The sequence below is a fragment of the Cupriavidus necator genome (assembly GCF_016127575.1).
In the GTDB taxonomy this organism is placed as follows: Bacteria; Pseudomonadota; Gammaproteobacteria; order Burkholderiales; family Burkholderiaceae; genus Cupriavidus; species Cupriavidus necator_D.
Map to the genome: position 1 here is coordinate 3469211 of NZ_CP066018.1, position 15037 is coordinate 3484247.

A 15037-nucleotide genomic window follows, 5' to 3' on the forward strand; every position below is an offset into this window, starting at 1 on the left:
TTCGGAAATCGTCTCCCAGGGGCATCCGCATGACCAACGCAACGCTTCACAGCTACACCACCTTCGACGGCCACCGGCGTATCGCCACGGGCCCGCTGCAAGCCAATGCGCTGGCGCTCAAGCGTGCGCTGGAAGCCGGCGCGGGCGGACCCGTGCTGGTTTTCGACGACGGCACCGGGCGCTCGATCGACCTGGATACGAGCGGGACGGAGGCCGCCGTACTTGAGCGCACGGCAGAGCGCGCCGCGCAGCTCGAAGCCGTGCGGCAGCCCGCCGGCGACAACGACGAAGCAGCGGACGTGGCCGAGCCCCGGGGCCGCGGGCGCCCGAAGCTTGGCGTGGTGTCGCGCGAGGTGACGCTGCTGCCGCGCCATTGGCAATGGCTGGCCGCCCAGCCAGGCGGGGCATCGGTGGCCCTGCGCAAGCTGGTCGAGCAGGCGCGCCGGGACCACGCGGACAAGGACCGCAGCCGCCGCGCCAGCGAACGGGCCTACCACTTCATGGTGGCGATGGCGGGAGATTTGCCCGGCTTCGAGGAAGCCACGCGGGCCTTGTTCGCGGGCGATGTGGCGGGCTTTGCGCAGCGGCTCGAGGCATGGCCGGCGGATATCCGCGAACACGCGATGCGCCTTGCGGACAGCAACGCCTGAACGGCTCCGCGGGCCTGGTCAGATGCCGCCCAGCAGGTCATGCGCATCCACGATCGCATAGGCGATCTCGGGATGCTCTTCCATGCTGCGGCGGATGGCGGCTGGGATCGACTGGCGGATCTTGCGGCACAGGCCGGGCTGCTCCTGCACCTGGATGCTGATGCCGCGCACCGTGCGCACGCCGCGCGCGCTGGGGGTAATGGTGAGCACGATGCCCAGCTGGGTCTGCATCAGGCTTTCCATGCGCTGCAATTCAGCCAGGCTGGTCAGGCGCTCAAGCCGTTCGACCAGCCGCTTTTCTTCGGCCCGGGTGAGCCGCAGCACGCGCAGGTCGGCGTTGGGGTCACTCAGCAAGGCTTCGCGCCCGCAGATACAGGCGCCGGGCGGGCATTCCGTGCGAAGAGGGAACGGCGCGTTCATGTGGGGCGCGGCCACAAGGCCGCAAGATAGCGGGGACGATGACCGGATATGTTAATTCAGGTTGCCGGTCGCCGGTTGCCCGTTGCGGGCACGCCATCTTTCCCGCAGGCCCTCAGGTCTTCCCTCTGGCAATGTCTGGTTGCGCGGGCATGGTTCAGTCCAGCTGCTCGATATGGGCCGACGTAATCGGGGCACGCCACTTGTCGGTCTCGGCATCGATCAGCTGCCGGAGCTGCGCGGGCGAGCCGCCGGCAGGCTCGGCGCCCAGCGCGGCCAGGCCCTTGCGCACGTCCGGCGCCTGCAGCGCAGCTTGCAGCGCGGCGTTGATCCTGTCGATCACCGGCGCCGGCGTGCCGCGCGGCGCGACCACGCCGCCCCAGGCCACGGTCTCGTAGCCCTTCAGCCCGGACTCGTCGAGCGTCGGCACCTCGGGCAGCAGCGCAAGGCGTTTCAGGCTGCTGACGGCCAGCGGCCGCACCTTGCCGCCGCGGATCAGCGGCATGGCCTCGGAGGTATTGCTGAACATGAAGTCGAGCCGGCCGCCCATCAGGTCCTGCAGCGCGGCGGGGCCGCCGTTGTACGGGATAAAGGCGACATCAGTGGTGCCGGACGCATGCTGCATGTGTCGCAGCCCGCGGTCAACCGGGTGCTGGCGCTGACCGAAAGCCGGCTCGGCTACCCCTTGTTCGAGCGCGCGCGGCAAGCTGTTGCCGACGCCGGAAGGGCGGCGCCTGTTTGCCGAGGTCGAGCAGGTCTATAGCGGCGTACAGCGCGTCAACGACCTGGCTGCGGCGTGCCCACGCGCGTCGACTACCGCAGCGTCACCTTCGACGAACTGGTCGGCATTTTCCTGAGCGGTCGGGCCGATGTCGGCGTGTCGATGGTGCCGGCGGGGCATCCGACGCTGTCGTCCACGCTGCTCGGGCGCCAGCCGATGCTGTGCGTGTTGCCGCCGGACCATCCGCTCGCGGGCCGCGAGGTGGTGACGCCGGAGGATGTTGCCGGCAGCGCGTGGATCGGCTATCCGCCCGACACGCCGCTGGGCCGTGCGCTGGCCGGCTTCTTCGGCGACAGCGACAGCGGCGCCCCCGCCATCGAGGTGCATTCGCCGGTCACGGCATGCGCCTTTGTGCAGCAGGGCCTGGGGCTGGCGCTGGTGGATGCGTGGAGCGTGACGCCAGCCATGCGCGCGGCGCTGGCGGTGCGGCCGGTGTTGCCCGCGGTCGGCCTGGAAATCTGCGCGACCCATTCCGGCCTGGCGCCGCTGCCATTGGCGGGGCGCCGCTTCCTGGCCTCGATCGGTAAAGTGCTACGCGACATCCAGCCGCCTGCCGCGTGCGCGCAGGGGTAATCCGGCAGCAAATGCCGATCCGGTCTATGCTCGCGGCAGCGGTGCGGCCCGACGGCCCCCGACCACAGGAATTTCCAACCAAGGCCTGCACAGGAGACCCCATGGCACTCTCGATGTACGAAGTCTCGATTCCCTTGTTCATCCGCGCGCTCGGCAATCTCGCCGCGATCCTGGACAAGGGCGCGGCCCACGCCCAGGCGCAGGGCATGGACCCGGCCGACCTGATCCAGACCCGCCTGATCGCCGACATGGATGCGCTGCCGGCACAGGTGCAGCGCGCCAGCGACGCCGCCAAGGGCTGCGCCGCGCGGCTGGCAGGCATCGAGGTGCCTTCGTTCGCCGATACCGAAACCACCTTTGCCGAACTGCGGGACCGCATCGCCCGCACCATCGGGTTCCTGGAGCAGGTCACGCCTGAGCAGCTGGAAGGCAGCGAGCAGCGCGCGATCGAGCTGAAGCTGCGCCAGGGGCCGATGACATTCGACGGCAAGTCCTACCTGCTGGGTTTTGCGCTGCCCAACTTCTATTTTCACGTGACCACGGCCTATGACATCCTGCGCCACAAGGGCGTGCAGATTGGCAAGCGCGACTACCTGGGGCTGAAGTAAGAAGCCGAGCGGGGCCAGTAGGAAAAAGCCGGGCGCGGATCCCGGCTTTTTCATTGTCGAACAGCAGCTTGGGCGGCAGCCGCCGGTCAGCGCGGTCAGCGCGGTCAGCACCGGGGCGCCGATGGCGGCCCTTTGCAGCAAAACCGGGTGATCTGCAGGAGATATTTGCCGCGCGCCTGGCCGGCGGCCGGGACCGCATCCCGCCAGCCTCTAAGCGGAAACCCTGACCCCTCTGGTATACTTGCATTACGTCCGGACAGGCCGGACGCAGCCTGCGACAGGCCACAGGCGGTTCCTCCGGCAGTGCCCGGAGCCATGCACGGAAAACCCGGTGCACACCGCCCGCGCTGCCAGCCATGCGGCGCCGATCCGGGAGCCCGAGCCCAGATCCGTGATACTTGTTATCCGGCCTTTGCCCAATACCTGTTGAAACCCCGGCCAGCCCAAGGGCGGCCGAATGCCCGTTAACGGTCCCCAAACGGTCCCAGAGAGACCCCCCACGCATGACTTACGCCGTCAAGGAAATCTTCTATACGCTGCAGGGCGAAGGCGCCAACGCCGGCCGCGCCGCGGTGTTCTGCCGCTTTGCCGGCTGCAACCTGTGGAGCGGCCGCGAAGAAGACCGCGCCAGCGCGGTGTGCCAGTTCTGCGATACGGATTTCGTCGGCACCGATGGCACGCGCGGCGGCAAGTACCGCACGGCCGAGGAACTGGCCGCAGTGGTCGCGTCGGAATGGCCGCAGGGCGCCGGCGGCCAGCCGCTGGTGGTCTGCACCGGGGGCGAGCCGCTGCTGCAACTGGACGCGCCGCTGATCGACGCGCTGCATGCGCAGGGCTTCGAGATTGCGATCGAAACCAACGGCACCATCGCCGTGCCGCCGGGCATCGACTGGGTCTGCGTCAGCCCCAAGATGGGCTCGGAACTGGTGGTCACGCGTGGTGACGAGCTCAAAGTCGTGATCCCGCAGGAGGGCCAGGACTTTGCCGCATACGAGCAGCTTGATTTCCGCCATTTCCTGGTGCAGGCCATGGATGGCCCGCTGGCGAGGGAAAATACCGCCGCCGCGGTGGCGTTCTGCCAGCGCCATCCGCGCTGGCGGCTGTCGCTGCAGACTCACAAGCTGCTCGGCATCCGCTGAGCGGCGCGGCATCCACGGTATCGACAGGTCGCCCAACGGGCGGCAAAACGTACACAATACAGGCTTCGGACGCGCGCGCAGTGTCCGTCCCAACGCAGGCGGCCGGCACCGGCGCCGGTACACATGAGCAAACAAGTTTCCATTACCCGCCGGCTGGAGTTCGACTCCGGCCACCGCATCCCGAACCACTGCGGCCAGTGCCGCAATATCCACGGACACCGCTACCGGCTGGACCTGACGCTGTCGGGCGAGGTCCTGCACCGCGAGGGCGCGTCGGATGACGGCATGATCCTGGACTTCGGCGACATCAAGGCGCTCGCCAACGAGCACCTGGTCAACAAGTGGGACCATGCCTTCCTGATCTACCGTGGTGACACCGCGCTGCTGAACTTCCTGCAATCGATGGAAGGGCACAAGACCGTGGTGCTGGACGCGATCCCGACGGTCGAGAACCTGGCCCAGGTTGCCTTCGACATCCTGGCGCCGGTGTTCAAGGACTGCTTCGGCCACCACCTGCAGCTGACCAGGCTGGTGCTGTTCGAAACGCCCAACTGCTGGGCGGAAGTGAGCGCGCCCGCGGTGCTGCCGGCGCAGGACTGAGCGGGGACGATGCCAGAGACGCCACCGCTGCCGTTGCGCGCGCTGCGCGCCCTGCCTGAAGACCCGGCCGAGGCTGCCGAGCGCGACGCGCGTTACATGCGCGCCGCGCTGGAAGAAGCCCGCCTGGCCGAAGCCGCTGGCGAAGTGCCGGTGGGCGCGGTGGTGGTCTGGAACGACACCATCATCGCGCGCGGCCACAACCTGCCGATCCGCTCGGTGGACCCGTCCGCCCATGCCGAGATGCAGGCGCTGCGCGCCGCCGCTCAGGTGATCGGCAACTACCGCATGCCCGAGTGCGAGCTGTACGTGACGCTGGAACCGTGCGTCATGTGCAGCGGCGCGATCCTGCACGCGCGGCTGCGCCACGTGGTGTTCGGTGCAGCCGACCCCAAGACCGGCGCCGCCGGCAGCGTGCTCAACCTGTTCGAGCAGGCGCAGCTCAACCACCAGACCACCATTGCCGGCGGGGTGCTGGCCGACACCTGCGGCCAGATGCTGAAGGATTTCTTCGGCGCGCGCCGCCGGGCGCAGAAAGCCGCGCAGAAGGCCGCACAGCAGGACGCCGCCGCGCCTGTCACCGATCCCGACAAGAACAACGACACCGAAGCATGAGCACGCCGAACAGCAGGCCGCCGCATACCGAAGTCCGACTGATCGCCTCGTCCGGGTATCCGCACGACGTCGCCATTGCCGCGCGCGGCTGTGCCTGGCTCAAGCATCATGGCTACCACATGACCAACCCCGACGTGCTGGCGCGGCGCTACCTGCGCTTTGGCGGCACGGATGCAGAGCGGCTGGCCGACCTCCATGCCATCGGCACTGGCGCGCCGCACGAGCTGACGCTGGCGGTGCGCGGCGGCTATGGCATCGCGCGGCTGCTGGCGCAAGTCGACTTTGCCCGCATCGCCGAGCAGGCCAGCGCCAGCGGCACGCCCATCGTCGGCCACAGCGACTTCACCGCGTTCCAGCTGGCCTGCCTGGCGGCGACGGGTGCCGTCACCTTTGCGGGGCCGATGCTGCTGGCGGATTTTGGTGCCGAGGTGGTGGATCCCTTCATGTGGGAGCATTTCGAAGGCATCCTGCGCAACCCGGCGTACAGCGTCGATGTCGCGGCGCCGCAATCGGGCGGACAACCGTTCTCAGGCAGCGTGGAAGGCACGCTCTGGGGCGGCAACCTGGCCATGCTGTGCAGCCTGCTGGGCACGCCTTTCATGCCGCAGGTGGAGGGCGGGGTGCTGTTCCTGGAAGACATCAACGAGCCACCGTACCGGGTAGAGCGCATGCTGATCCAGCTGCAGCAGGCCGGCGTGCTGGGCGCGCAGCGCGCCATCGTGCTGGGCGATTTCTCCAATTACCGCGTCACCGACTACGACAACGGCTACGACATGGACGCAGTGGTGGCCTACCTGCGCGACCAGTTGCCGGTGCCGGTGCTGACCGGGCTGCCGTTCGGCCACTGCGCGCGCAAGCTGACGCTGCCGGTCGGCGCCCAGGTGCGGCTGGCCGCACGTGCGGATGGCTTCAGCATGGCGTTTTCCGGCTATCCGGTGCTGCCGCCACTGGCCTGACCGGCCGCATCGTCCGATGCCGCGCATCCGGGTGCAAGGAATGCGTCCGGATGATAGAATGTGCGGTTATTTCCTGACTTCCTGCCGGGTTCTCGCATGAACCGGGCGCGGCCCGTGCCGCATCGCCAGCCATGGCCGCCGGATGACTCCGGGCCAGCGCGATGCATCTCCGGCAAGGCCCGTCCCTGAGCGGCATGGGGTGCGCCTCGTGTGCAAAACCGGCAAGCCGCGGCCAGCGCCGCGGCGCCACAATCTCCAGACAAGGTTCAAGACGTGCTTTCTACCGCAAACATCACCATGCAGTTCGGCCCCAAGCCGTTGTTCGAGAATATCTCGGTCAAATTCGGCGAGGGCAACCGCTACGGCCTGATCGGCGCGAACGGTTGCGGCAAGTCCACCTTCATGAAGATCCTGGGCGGCGACCTGGAACCGTCGTCGGGCAACGTCATGCTGGAGCCGGGCGTGCGTCTGGGCAAGCTGCGCCAGGACCAGTTCGCCTATGAAGACATGCGCGTGCTGGACGTGGTGATGATGGGCCACACCGAGATGTGGGCCGCCGCGCAGGAGCGCGACGCCATCTACGCCAACCCGGAAGCGACCGACGAAGACTACATGAAGGCCGCCGAGCTGGAGGCCAAGTACGCCGAATACGACGGCTACACCGCCGAGGCCCGTGCCGGCGAACTGCTGCTGGGCGTGGGCATCCCCACCAGCCAGCACCAGGGCACGATGAGCGACGTCGCCCCCGGCTGGAAGCTGCGCGTGCTGCTGGCGCAGGCACTGTTCTCGAACCCGGACGTGCTGCTGCTGGACGAGCCGACCAACAACCTGGACATCAACACGATCCGCTGGCTGGAGACCGTGCTCAACGAGCGCAACTCCACCATGATCATCATTTCCCACGATCGCCACTTCCTGAACTCGGTCTGCACCCACATGGCCGACATGGACTACGGCACGCTCAAGGTCTACCCGGGCAACTACGACGACTACATGGAAGCGTCGATGCAGGCCCGCGAGCGCCAGGTTGCCGCCAACGCGCGCGCCAAGGAGCGCATCAGCGAGCTGCAGGACTTCGTGCGCCGCTTCTCGGCCAACAAGTCCAAGGCCCGCCAGGCCACCTCGCGCGCCAAGCAGATCGAGAAGATCAAGGTCGACGACATCAAGCCGTCGTCGCGCCAGAACCCGTTCATCCGCTTCGAGTTCGAGAAGAAGCTGCACAACCTGGCCGTGGAAGTGGAGAACATCACCAAGACCTACGACCGCAAGATCATCGACGGCCTGTCGCTGGCGATTCAGGCCGGCGAGCGCGTGGCGATCATCGGCGAGAACGGCGCGGGCAAGACCACGCTGCTGCGCAGCCTGCTCAACGGCGCGGTGCAGACCGGCGTGCAGCGCGGCGTGGAAGTGGACCGCGGCACGGTCAAGTGGGCCGAGAACGCCAACGTCGGCTACATGCCGCAGGATACCTACGAGGAATTCCCGGACAACCGCGACGTGATGGACTGGATGAGCCAGTGGACGCAGGCCGGCGACGACGAGACCTCGCTGCGCGGCACGCTGGGCCGCCTGCTGTTCTCGGCCGACGACATCAGGAAGTCGGTCAAGGTGCTGTCCGGCGGCGAGAAGGGCCGCATGATCTGGGGCAAGCTGATGCTGGGCCGCCACAACGTGCTGGCCATGGACGAGCCGACCAACCACATGGACATGGAGTCGATCGAATCGCTGCAGATCGCGCTGGACAAGTTCACGGGCACGCTGATCTTCGTTTCGCACGACCGCGAGCTGATCAGCGGGCTGGCGACGCGCGTGATCGAAGTGCGCACCGACGGCACGCTGACGGACTACCTGGGTACGTATGACGAGTACCTGCAGTCGCAGGGTATCGACGGCTGAGCGTCGGGACGTTGACGATGAGAGAAGGCCGCCTCCGGGCGGCCTTTTTCATTGGTGCGCCGGAATCTCAGCCGGCGGCGATGCGATCTGTGATCTGGTCGAGCTGGCTCGTGATGGCACGCGCGGTGATGTCGCCCTTGGCCTTGAGCAGCGCCGCATGCAGCGGTTCGCGCAGCGCCAGCAGCGCGGGCAGGTCGGTGGCCCTTTCGACCTTCACCTGCAGCATGTAGCCGCGCAGGCCGAGGTGCTGCCCGATCACGTCGGTATAGAAGTGATACAGGCTCTCGAAGGCCGCGATGTCGGCGGGCGAAGGGGCCGCGGTATCGGTCGGTTGCGGCGTCTCGGGCACCTCGGGGGCGCGTGCGTGCCGCATTGCATACACGGAGAACATATTGGTGTCGGCGGCAGGCGTGACCCGCGCCGGTGCCTGTGCCGGTGCCACCGCAGCGGGCGGCCGTGCCGGCTCCGGGACGGCTTCGACCAGCCCTTGTGCCACCAGTGTGTCGATGGCCTCGGGTGCCACCCCCATGCCGGCCACCTGCGCCAGCAATTCCTGCCCGCGGCGCTCGCCGTTGACCATCAGCAGCAGCGCGCGCAGCTTGTGGTCAAGCTTGCGTGCACGCGTCCGGATCTCGTCCTGTCCCGCATCCGTCTTGCGGTAGATCGGATCGACCATGTCTCACCCCTTGTTATGTCCGACCGCCTTTGGCTAGAGTCCCTGTCAGGTGGTGCGGCCGATTATCGCCACCTTCTTGCCCGGAGCGGTATGCGCGGCTTCCCGCGGCGCAAAAACATAGTCCCGAATCCGCTCTACAATGTGCGTGCACCATAAAAGTAACAAAAAATTGCAATCGCCAATTCACCAAACCGAGAACTGTGGCCATGCAACAACGAGACAAACTCTTTATTAACGGCAAGTGGGTCGCTCCACACGGCAACGGCACGATCGACGTCATCCATTCCGCCACCGAGGCGGTGATGGGCACCATCCCCGAAGGCTCGGCGCGCGACGCCGAGGATGCCATCCAGGCGGCCCGCGCGGCCTTCGACAGCTGGTCGGCCACGCCGCCGGCGGTGCGTGCCGGCTATATCGCCAAGATCGCCGAAGGCCTGAAGGCGCGCAGCGAAGAGCTGGCCCAGCTGATCGCCGGCGAAGTCGGCATGCCGATCAAGCTGGCGCGCGCGATCCAGGTGGGCGGGCCGGTCTACAACTGGGGCCAGGCCGCCAAGCTGCTGGACGGTTTCCGCTTCGAGGAAGAGGTCGGCAACTCCCTGGTGGTGCGCGAGCCCGTGGGCGTGGTGGGTGCCATCACCCCGTGGAACTACCCGCTCAACCAGATCACGCTCAAAGTGGCGCCGGCCCTGGCCGCCGGCTGCACCGTCGTGCTCAAGCCCTCCGAGGTGGCGCCGCTCAATGCCTTCGTGCTGGCCGAGGTGATCGAGGCCGCCGGCCTGCCGCCGGGCGTGTTCAACCTGGTGACCGGCTATGGCCCGGTGGTGGGCGAGGTGCTGGCCAGCCACCCGGAAGTCGACATGGTGTCGTTCACGGGTTCGACCCGCGCCGGCAAGCGCGTGTCGGAACTGGCCTCGCAGACCGTCAAGCGCGTGGCGCTGGAGCTGGGCGGCAAGTCCGCTTCGGTGATCCTGGACGACGCCGACTTGCCGTCGGCGGTAAAGGGCACCATCAATGCCTGCTTCCTGAATTCCGGCCAGACCTGTTCGGCGCATACCCGCATGCTGGTGCCGCGGGCCCGTTACGATGAAGTGAAGGCGATCGCGCAGAAGGTGGTCGAGGGCTTTACCGTGGGCGATCCGCTGCAGGAAGCCAGCAAGCTGGGACCGCTGATCTCCGCGGTGCAGAAGGACCGCGTGACCGGCTATATCCGCCGGGGCCTGGAAGAGGGTGCCGAGCTGGTAGCTGGCGGTCCGGACACCCCGGAAGGGCTGGACAAGGGCTTCTTCGTCAAGCCGACCGTGCTCGGCAACGTGGAGCCGCGTGCCACCGTGGCGCAGGAAGAGATCTTCGGGCCGGTGCTGTCGATCATCTGCTATGACACCGAGGAAGACGCGGTGCGCATCGCCAATGACAGCATCTATGGCCTGGGCGGCGGGGTCTGGTCCGGTGACGAGGCACGCGCGATCCGCGTGGCGCGCCGCATCCGCACCGGGCAGGTCGATATCAACGGCGGCCCGTTCAATATGCAGGCGCCGTTTGGCGGCTACAAGCAGTCCGGCAACGGACGCGAAGCGGGCAAGTACGGCCTGGAGGAATTCCTGGAGTACAAGTCGCTGCAGCTGAAGAAGCCGGCGGCCTGATGCGGCGCTGAGCGGCGTTGATGCAATATGGGAAATGCCCGGCTGGCCCGGGCATTTTTTCGTGCGGATAATGTGCGGAAGACACGCACAACATAACGAGAGTCATTGGGGGAGCAACGATGCGCTGGTTTGGTCGGCTGACCAGGTTTGTGGCGGGGCTGCTGATGCTGGCGGTGGCCGGCGCTGCCGCGGCCCTGGTCTGGTATCGCCATGCGGCGCAGCCGCCTGCATCCGGCCAGGAAGCGCTGGCGGGTTTGCGCGGCCAGGTCACGGTCGTGCGCGACGGCCATGGCGTGCCGCATATCCGCGCCGCCAGCAAGGCGGACGCCTGGTTCGCGCTGGGCTACGTCCATGCACAGGACCGGCTGTGGCAGATGCAGATGAACAAGCGCGTCGTGGCAGGCCGGCTTGCGGAGATCCTGGGACCGTCCGCGCTCGATACCGACAAGTTCCTGCGCACGCTGGGCGTGCGCCGCAATGCCGAGGCCATCCTGGCGCAGGCCTCGCCCGAGACCCGTGCCGCGCTGCAGGCCTATGCCGACGGCGTCAATGCCTGGATCGACCATCGCAAGGGCCCGCTGCCGCCTGAATTCCTGCTGTTGCGCGCGCAGCCCGAGCGCTGGGAGCCGGCCGATACGCTGGGCTGGCAGACCATGATGGCCTGGGACCTGGGCGGCAACTGGACCCAGGAAACCCTGCGCATGCGGCTGGCGCAAGTGCTGCCGGTGGCCCGCATCAGCGAGTTGCTGGCGCCGTATCCGGGCGAGCAGCCGGTGCGCACCATGGATTACGGCCATCTGTACCAGCAACTGGCACCGCTGGCGAATGCCATGGCCAGCGTCGGCGACAAGGCGCCGCCGGGTTATGTCGAGGGCATGGGCTCGAACAACTGGGTGGTGTCGGGCGCGCATACGCAATCGGGCAAGCCGATGCTGGCCAATGACCCGCACCTGGGGCTGCAGGCGCCCGCGCTGTGGTATTTCGCCAGGATGACGGCGCCCGGCCTGGACGTGACCGGCGCCACGCTGCCCGGCATGCCGCTGGTGGTGCTGGGGCACAACGACCGCATCGCCTGGGGGCTGACCAATACCGCGCCCGACGTGCAGGACCTGTATATCGAACGGCTGCGCCCCGGCAACGACACCCAGTATCAGACCCCGGACGGCTGGGCCGCATTCGAGACCCGCACCGAGACCATCCGCGTCAAGGGCGCCCCGGACGTGGTGCTGAAGGTCCGCGCCACGCGCCACGGCCCGGTGATTTCCGATGTGGCCGAGCCGCTTTCGGCTGCCGCAGGACCGCTGGGCGCACAGTATGTGGTGGCCTTCCAGTGGACCGCGCTGCGCCCGGACGACCGCACCTTCCAGGCGGGGCTGCGCATGAACGAGGCGCGCGACTGGGCCGGCTTCACGGCGGCGCTGCGCGACTTCCATTCGCCGCAGCAGAACATTGTCTATGCCGATGTCGACGGCAATATCGGCTTCTATGCACCCGGACGCGTGCCGCTGCGCCGGGCCGACAACGACCTCAAGGGGCTGGCGCCGGCGCCCGGCTGGGATGCGCGCTACGACTGGACCGGCTTTATTCCGTTCGAGGCACTGCCGCACCGCTACAACCCGGCCGACGGCGTGATCGTGACGGCCAACCAGCGCATCGTCGCACCGGACTACCCGTACTTCATCACCAGCGAATGGACCGTGCCGTATCGCTTTGACCGGATCAAGGCGCTGCTGGCGGCCACGCCCAGGCACAGCTTCGACAGCTTTGCGGCAATCCAGAAAGACGTGGTCTCGCTGGCCGTGCGCGATGCCTTGCCGCTGCTGCTGGCCGCGCCCGTCAGCCGCGATGCGGCGCGGCCCGAGCGCGAACGCGCCTTGCTGGAGGCGCTGCGCAAGTGGGACGGAAACATGGACCCGGGGCGCGCCGAGCCGCTGGTCGTCACCGCCTGGCTGCGCGAGCTGTCGCGGCGGCTGTTCGAAGAGAAGGCGGGCGAGGCGATCTTTGTCCGCCTGTGGGACCAGCGTAACGTGCAGCAGCCCATGCTCAACATCCTGCGCGATCCGCGCACGCTGGGCGCGTTCTGGTGCGACCGGCAGCATACGCGCGCGGCAGAGACCTGCGACGACGCCATCGCGGACGCCTGGACCCGGGCCATGGCGGACCTGTCGCGCCGCTACGGCGACGACGCCGCCCGCTGGCGCTGGGGCGAGGCGCACACGGCCCGCTCCGAGCACAAGCCCTTCGGCAAGGTGGCGTACCTGTCGCCGCTGTTCAACCTGCGCGTGCCGACCGGCGGCGATACCTATACGGTCAATGTCGGCCGCCACAACCTGCGCGACGACAAGGCGCCGTTCGAGAACACCCACGCGGCCAGCGTGCGTGCGCTATATGACCTGGCGGACCTGGAGGCGTCGCGGTTCATGGACTCCACCGGGCAGTCAGGCAACGCGCTGTTGCCGCGCTACCGCGACTGGGCCGGCAAATGGGCCGCGGTCGAGTACGTGACGATCCCGCCCGTGCCATCGCTGCCGCAGCAGGATGCGCCAGATGCGCTGATCCTGGTGCCGGCTGCGACCAAATAGCGCAGATTACGACATGCCGTGCTGAGAATGCTCGCAAATACGCGAGATCCAGCCATGGTCTTCGCGGGGCGCAGCAATTGACGCTACCATGGGAACCCCTTTCGACCGGCAGGAGTCCCCGATGGCAACGCGTACCACCCATGTGATCCAGCACGTCGCATTCGAGCATGCGGGCGTGATCGGCAATGCCTTGCGCGCGCGCGGGCACGCGTTGCAGGTGTTCCAGGCCGGCGTCGATGACCTGGCACCCATCGCGGACAATCCGGCCGACCTGCTGCTGATCCTGGGCGGCCCCATCGGTGTCTATGAAACCGATGCCTATCCCTGGCTGGAGGCCGAGATCGCTCTGATCCGCCAACGCCTGGCGGCTGGCGGCAAGATGATCGGGGTTTGCCTGGGCGCGCAGCTGATCGCGCGTGCTGCCGGCGCGCGCGTCTACGCGGGCACGCGCGAGATCGGCTGGGCGCCGATTGCGCCTACGCCAGCGGGGCAGGATTCCGCGCTGGCAGAACTGGCTGCCGCCCACTGGGAGGTGCTGCACTGGCATGGCGATACCTTCGACCTTCCGCCCGGCGCGCAACTGCTGGCGTCCACTGCCGCGGTACAGAACCAGGCCTATGCCATCGGCAACCAGGTGCTGGCGCTGCAATTCCACCCCGAGGTCATGCCGCGCGATATCGAGGCCTGGCTGATCGGCCATACCGTCGAGCTGGCCAAGGCCGGCATCGATCCGCGCACCATCCGCGCGCGTACTGCGGAAGTCGGTGCCACGGTGGCGGCCGCGGGCGAGCGCATGTTCGCGCGCTGGCTGGAGGAAGCCGGGCTATGAGCCAGCCGGCATTGCCCGTGCGCGCGGCGATCGGCGCCGTATTGACGGGGCAGGTACGCCCGTTCGGGCCAAAGGGCGTGCCCAGCGGCATCGCCAAGACCGCGGCTGGCGAGCGGATTCGCGTGACCGCGCTTGGACTCGAAGGCGACGGGCAGGGCGATCCGCGCCATCACGGTGGTCCGGAAAAGGCGCTGCACCACTACGCCTTCGATCATTACCCGGCGTGGCGCGAGGAACTGGCTGCGCAGGGCGCGCAAGGCAACGGTGTGCTCGACGTTGCGGGGGCCTTCGGCGAGAACCTGAGCACCACCGGGCTGACCGAGGCCTCCGTCTGCATCGGCGACCGCTTCCGCCTGGGCACGGCGCTGGTGGAGGTGTCGCAGGCACGACAGCCGTGCTGGAAGCTCAATCATCGATTCGGCTATGCAGGCATGTCGCGCGCCGTGCAGCAAAGCCTGCGCACTGGCTGGTACTACCGTGTACTGGAGACTGGCGACGTGGCGGCGGGCGATACGCTGGAACTGGTGGCGCGCCCCTGTCCGCGATGGTCGCTGCAGCGCCTGCTGCAGGTACTGTATGTCGACCGGCTGGACTATGCCGCGCTCGCGGAAATGTCAGAGCTGGCACCGCTGGCCGAGAACTGGCGCAAGCTTGCGCGGCAGCGCGTGGAGCGGCGCGAAATCGAAGATATGGAGCGGCGGCTGGCGGGCGGCTGAGCGCCGCCGCGTCAGCCCTGGCGGAACCGCTTCCCCGTGCCTTCGCGCGTAATGCGCTCCCAGACCACCTGCTTTTCCTCTTCGCTGAAGAACACCCAGTTGCTGACCTCGGCCGCGGTGCGGCCGCAGCCCTGGCAGATCTCGTCGAACAGCGTCGAGCAAATGCCGATGCAGGGGCTGTCCGGGCGCTCGGACAGCGTGGAATCCGTGGTGCCGTGATCCGGTTCGGGGCGGGGCGGGGCGGATTCTGAGGGCGACGGCATGGTGGCGGGAGGGATTGGGGTGAAACGGCCAGCCATTATATCGGGTACGAATGACAGGCAGTCGGAATGCCGGGCTGGGCCGGCGAGGATTACGTCTGA

14 protein-coding genes and 2 pseudogenes are annotated in these 15037 nt (G+C 67.8%); 12 read left to right on the plus strand and 4 right to left on the minus strand.

All coding sequences use genetic code 11. From position 1 onward, the window contains the following. Window positions 1–29 precede the first annotated feature (29 nt). Entirely contained in the window at window positions 30–650 is a 621-nt protein-coding gene (locus I6H87_RS16255) for a DUF2239 family protein (RefSeq protein WP_011615401.1), read from the plus strand. An 18-nt stretch (window positions 651–668) separates the two neighbouring features. On the opposite strand, the gene I6H87_RS16260 is transcribed toward I6H87_RS16255, so the two are convergent. Both I6H87_RS16260 and I6H87_RS16265 read right to left on the minus strand, forming a co-directional pair. Beyond that, a complete protein-coding gene (locus I6H87_RS16260; protein WP_010809543.1) occupies window positions 669–1070 on the minus strand; it encodes a hypothetical protein in 402 nt (133 codons plus the stop codon). A gap of 154 nt (window positions 1071–1224) precedes the next feature. After that, window positions 1225–1668, minus strand: a pseudogene (locus tag I6H87_RS16265) (Bug family tripartite tricarboxylate transporter substrate binding protein); the annotation flags it as partial. Between I6H87_RS16265 and I6H87_RS16270 the strand changes: the two are divergent. From I6H87_RS16270 to I6H87_RS16300, 7 genes and pseudogenes are all read left to right on the plus strand, one after another. Beyond that, a pseudogene (locus tag I6H87_RS16270) lies at window positions 1624–2421 on the plus strand (LysR family transcriptional regulator). The pseudogenes I6H87_RS16265 and I6H87_RS16270 overlap by 45 nt on opposite strands. 101 nt (window positions 2422–2522) lie before the next feature. Beyond that, window positions 2523–3029, plus strand: a complete 507-nt coding sequence (locus I6H87_RS16275) for a DUF1993 domain-containing protein (RefSeq protein ID WP_011615398.1) — start codon at window positions 2523–2525, stop codon at window positions 3027–3029. Window positions 3030–3532: 503 nt separating this feature from the next. Continuing rightward, entirely contained in the window at window positions 3533–4168 is a 636-nt protein-coding gene (gene queE / locus I6H87_RS16280) for a 7-carboxy-7-deazaguanine synthase (RefSeq protein ID WP_010809540.1), read from the plus strand. Between the two features lie 123 nt (window positions 4169–4291). Further along, the gene (locus I6H87_RS16285; protein WP_010809539.1) at window positions 4292–4768 is read left to right on the plus strand and encodes a 6-pyruvoyl trahydropterin synthase family protein; all 477 of its coding nucleotides are present in this window, start codon (window positions 4292–4294) and stop codon (window positions 4766–4768) included. A gap of 9 nt (window positions 4769–4777) precedes the next feature. Further along, the gene (gene tadA / locus I6H87_RS16290) at window positions 4778–5380 is read left to right on the plus strand and encodes a tRNA adenosine(34) deaminase TadA (RefSeq protein WP_010809538.1); all 603 of its coding nucleotides are present in this window, start codon (window positions 4778–4780) and stop codon (window positions 5378–5380) included. Next, window positions 5377–6336, plus strand: coding sequence for a muramoyltetrapeptide carboxypeptidase (gene ldcA, locus I6H87_RS16295; RefSeq protein ID WP_011615397.1), 960 nt, complete (start codon window positions 5377–5379; stop codon window positions 6334–6336). The genes tadA and ldcA overlap by 4 nt, the downstream gene beginning before the upstream one ends. A gap of 273 nt (window positions 6337–6609) precedes the next feature. After that, window positions 6610–8232: an ABC-F family ATPase gene (locus I6H87_RS16300; RefSeq protein WP_010809536.1), complete on the plus strand. Its 1623-nt coding sequence runs from the start codon at window positions 6610–6612 to the stop codon at window positions 8230–8232. A 67-nt stretch (window positions 8233–8299) separates the two neighbouring features. Here the strand turns inward: I6H87_RS16300 and I6H87_RS16305 are convergent, their stop codons facing one another. After that, window positions 8300–8908 (minus strand): hypothetical protein, encoded by a 609-nt coding sequence (locus I6H87_RS16305; protein ID WP_010809535.1) that lies wholly within the window; start codon window positions 8906–8908, stop codon window positions 8300–8302. A gap of 206 nt (window positions 8909–9114) precedes the next feature. On the opposite strand from I6H87_RS16305, the gene I6H87_RS16310 reads away from it, so the two are divergent. The 4 genes from I6H87_RS16310 (at window position 9115) to I6H87_RS16325 (ending at window position 14675) form a co-directional block, all read left to right on the plus strand. Beyond that, complete coding sequence (locus I6H87_RS16310; RefSeq protein WP_010809534.1) at window positions 9115–10548, plus strand: aldehyde dehydrogenase family protein; 1434 nt, start codon at window positions 9115–9117, stop codon at window positions 10546–10548. 119 nt (window positions 10549–10667) lie between these two features. Then, on the plus strand, window positions 10668–13130 hold the full coding sequence (locus tag I6H87_RS16315; RefSeq protein WP_011615396.1) for a penicillin acylase family protein: 2463 nt from the start codon (window positions 10668–10670) through the stop codon (window positions 13128–13130). Window positions 13131–13251: 121 nt separating this feature from the next. Next, window positions 13252–13959 (plus strand): glutamine amidotransferase, encoded by a 708-nt coding sequence (locus tag I6H87_RS16320; RefSeq protein WP_010809532.1) that lies wholly within the window; start codon window positions 13252–13254, stop codon window positions 13957–13959. Further along, window positions 13956–14675 (plus strand): MOSC domain-containing protein, encoded by a 720-nt coding sequence (locus I6H87_RS16325; protein ID WP_010809531.1) that lies wholly within the window; start codon window positions 13956–13958, stop codon window positions 14673–14675. The genes I6H87_RS16320 and I6H87_RS16325 overlap by 4 nt, the downstream gene beginning before the upstream one ends. A gap of 11 nt (window positions 14676–14686) precedes the next feature. Here the strand turns inward: I6H87_RS16325 and I6H87_RS16330 are convergent, their stop codons facing one another. Continuing rightward, a complete protein-coding gene (locus I6H87_RS16330) occupies window positions 14687–14938 on the minus strand; it encodes a DUF1289 domain-containing protein (protein WP_011615395.1) in 252 nt (83 codons plus the stop codon). Between the last annotated feature and the right edge of the window lie 99 nt (window positions 14939–15037).

What these genes read in the sequence shown, in the direction of transcription:
- ldcA (WP_011615397.1), top strand. Translation starts at nt 5,377, where the DNA reads ATGAGCACGCCGAACAGCAGGCCGCCGCATACCGAAGTCCGACTGATC.
- I6H87_RS16315 (WP_011615396.1), top strand. Translation starts at nt 10,668, where the DNA reads ATGCGCTGGTTTGGTCGGCTGACCAGGTTTGTGGCGGGGCTGCTGATG.
- I6H87_RS16275 (WP_011615398.1), top strand. Translation starts at nt 2,523, where the DNA reads ATGGCACTCTCGATGTACGAAGTCTCGATTCCCTTGTTCATCCGCGCG.
- tadA (WP_010809538.1), top strand. Translation starts at nt 4,778, where the DNA reads ATGCCAGAGACGCCACCGCTGCCGTTGCGCGCGCTGCGCGCCCTGCCT.
- I6H87_RS16260 (WP_010809543.1), bottom strand. Translation starts at nt 1,070, where the DNA reads ATGAACGCGCCGTTCCCTCTTCGCACGGAATGCCCGCCCGGCGCCTGT.
- I6H87_RS16310 (WP_010809534.1), top strand. Translation starts at nt 9,115, where the DNA reads ATGCAACAACGAGACAAACTCTTTATTAACGGCAAGTGGGTCGCTCCA.
- I6H87_RS16285 (WP_010809539.1), top strand. Translation starts at nt 4,292, where the DNA reads ATGAGCAAACAAGTTTCCATTACCCGCCGGCTGGAGTTCGACTCCGGC.
- I6H87_RS16325 (WP_010809531.1), top strand. Translation starts at nt 13,956, where the DNA reads ATGAGCCAGCCGGCATTGCCCGTGCGCGCGGCGATCGGCGCCGTATTG.
- I6H87_RS16255 (WP_011615401.1), top strand. Translation starts at nt 30, where the DNA reads ATGACCAACGCAACGCTTCACAGCTACACCACCTTCGACGGCCACCGG.
- I6H87_RS16320 (WP_010809532.1), top strand. Translation starts at nt 13,252, where the DNA reads ATGGCAACGCGTACCACCCATGTGATCCAGCACGTCGCATTCGAGCAT.
- I6H87_RS16305 (WP_010809535.1), bottom strand. Translation starts at nt 8,908, where the DNA reads ATGGTCGATCCGATCTACCGCAAGACGGATGCGGGACAGGACGAGATC.
- queE (WP_010809540.1), top strand. Translation starts at nt 3,533, where the DNA reads ATGACTTACGCCGTCAAGGAAATCTTCTATACGCTGCAGGGCGAAGGC.
- I6H87_RS16330 (WP_011615395.1), bottom strand. Translation starts at nt 14,938, where the DNA reads ATGCCGTCGCCCTCAGAATCCGCCCCGCCCCGCCCCGAACCGGATCAC.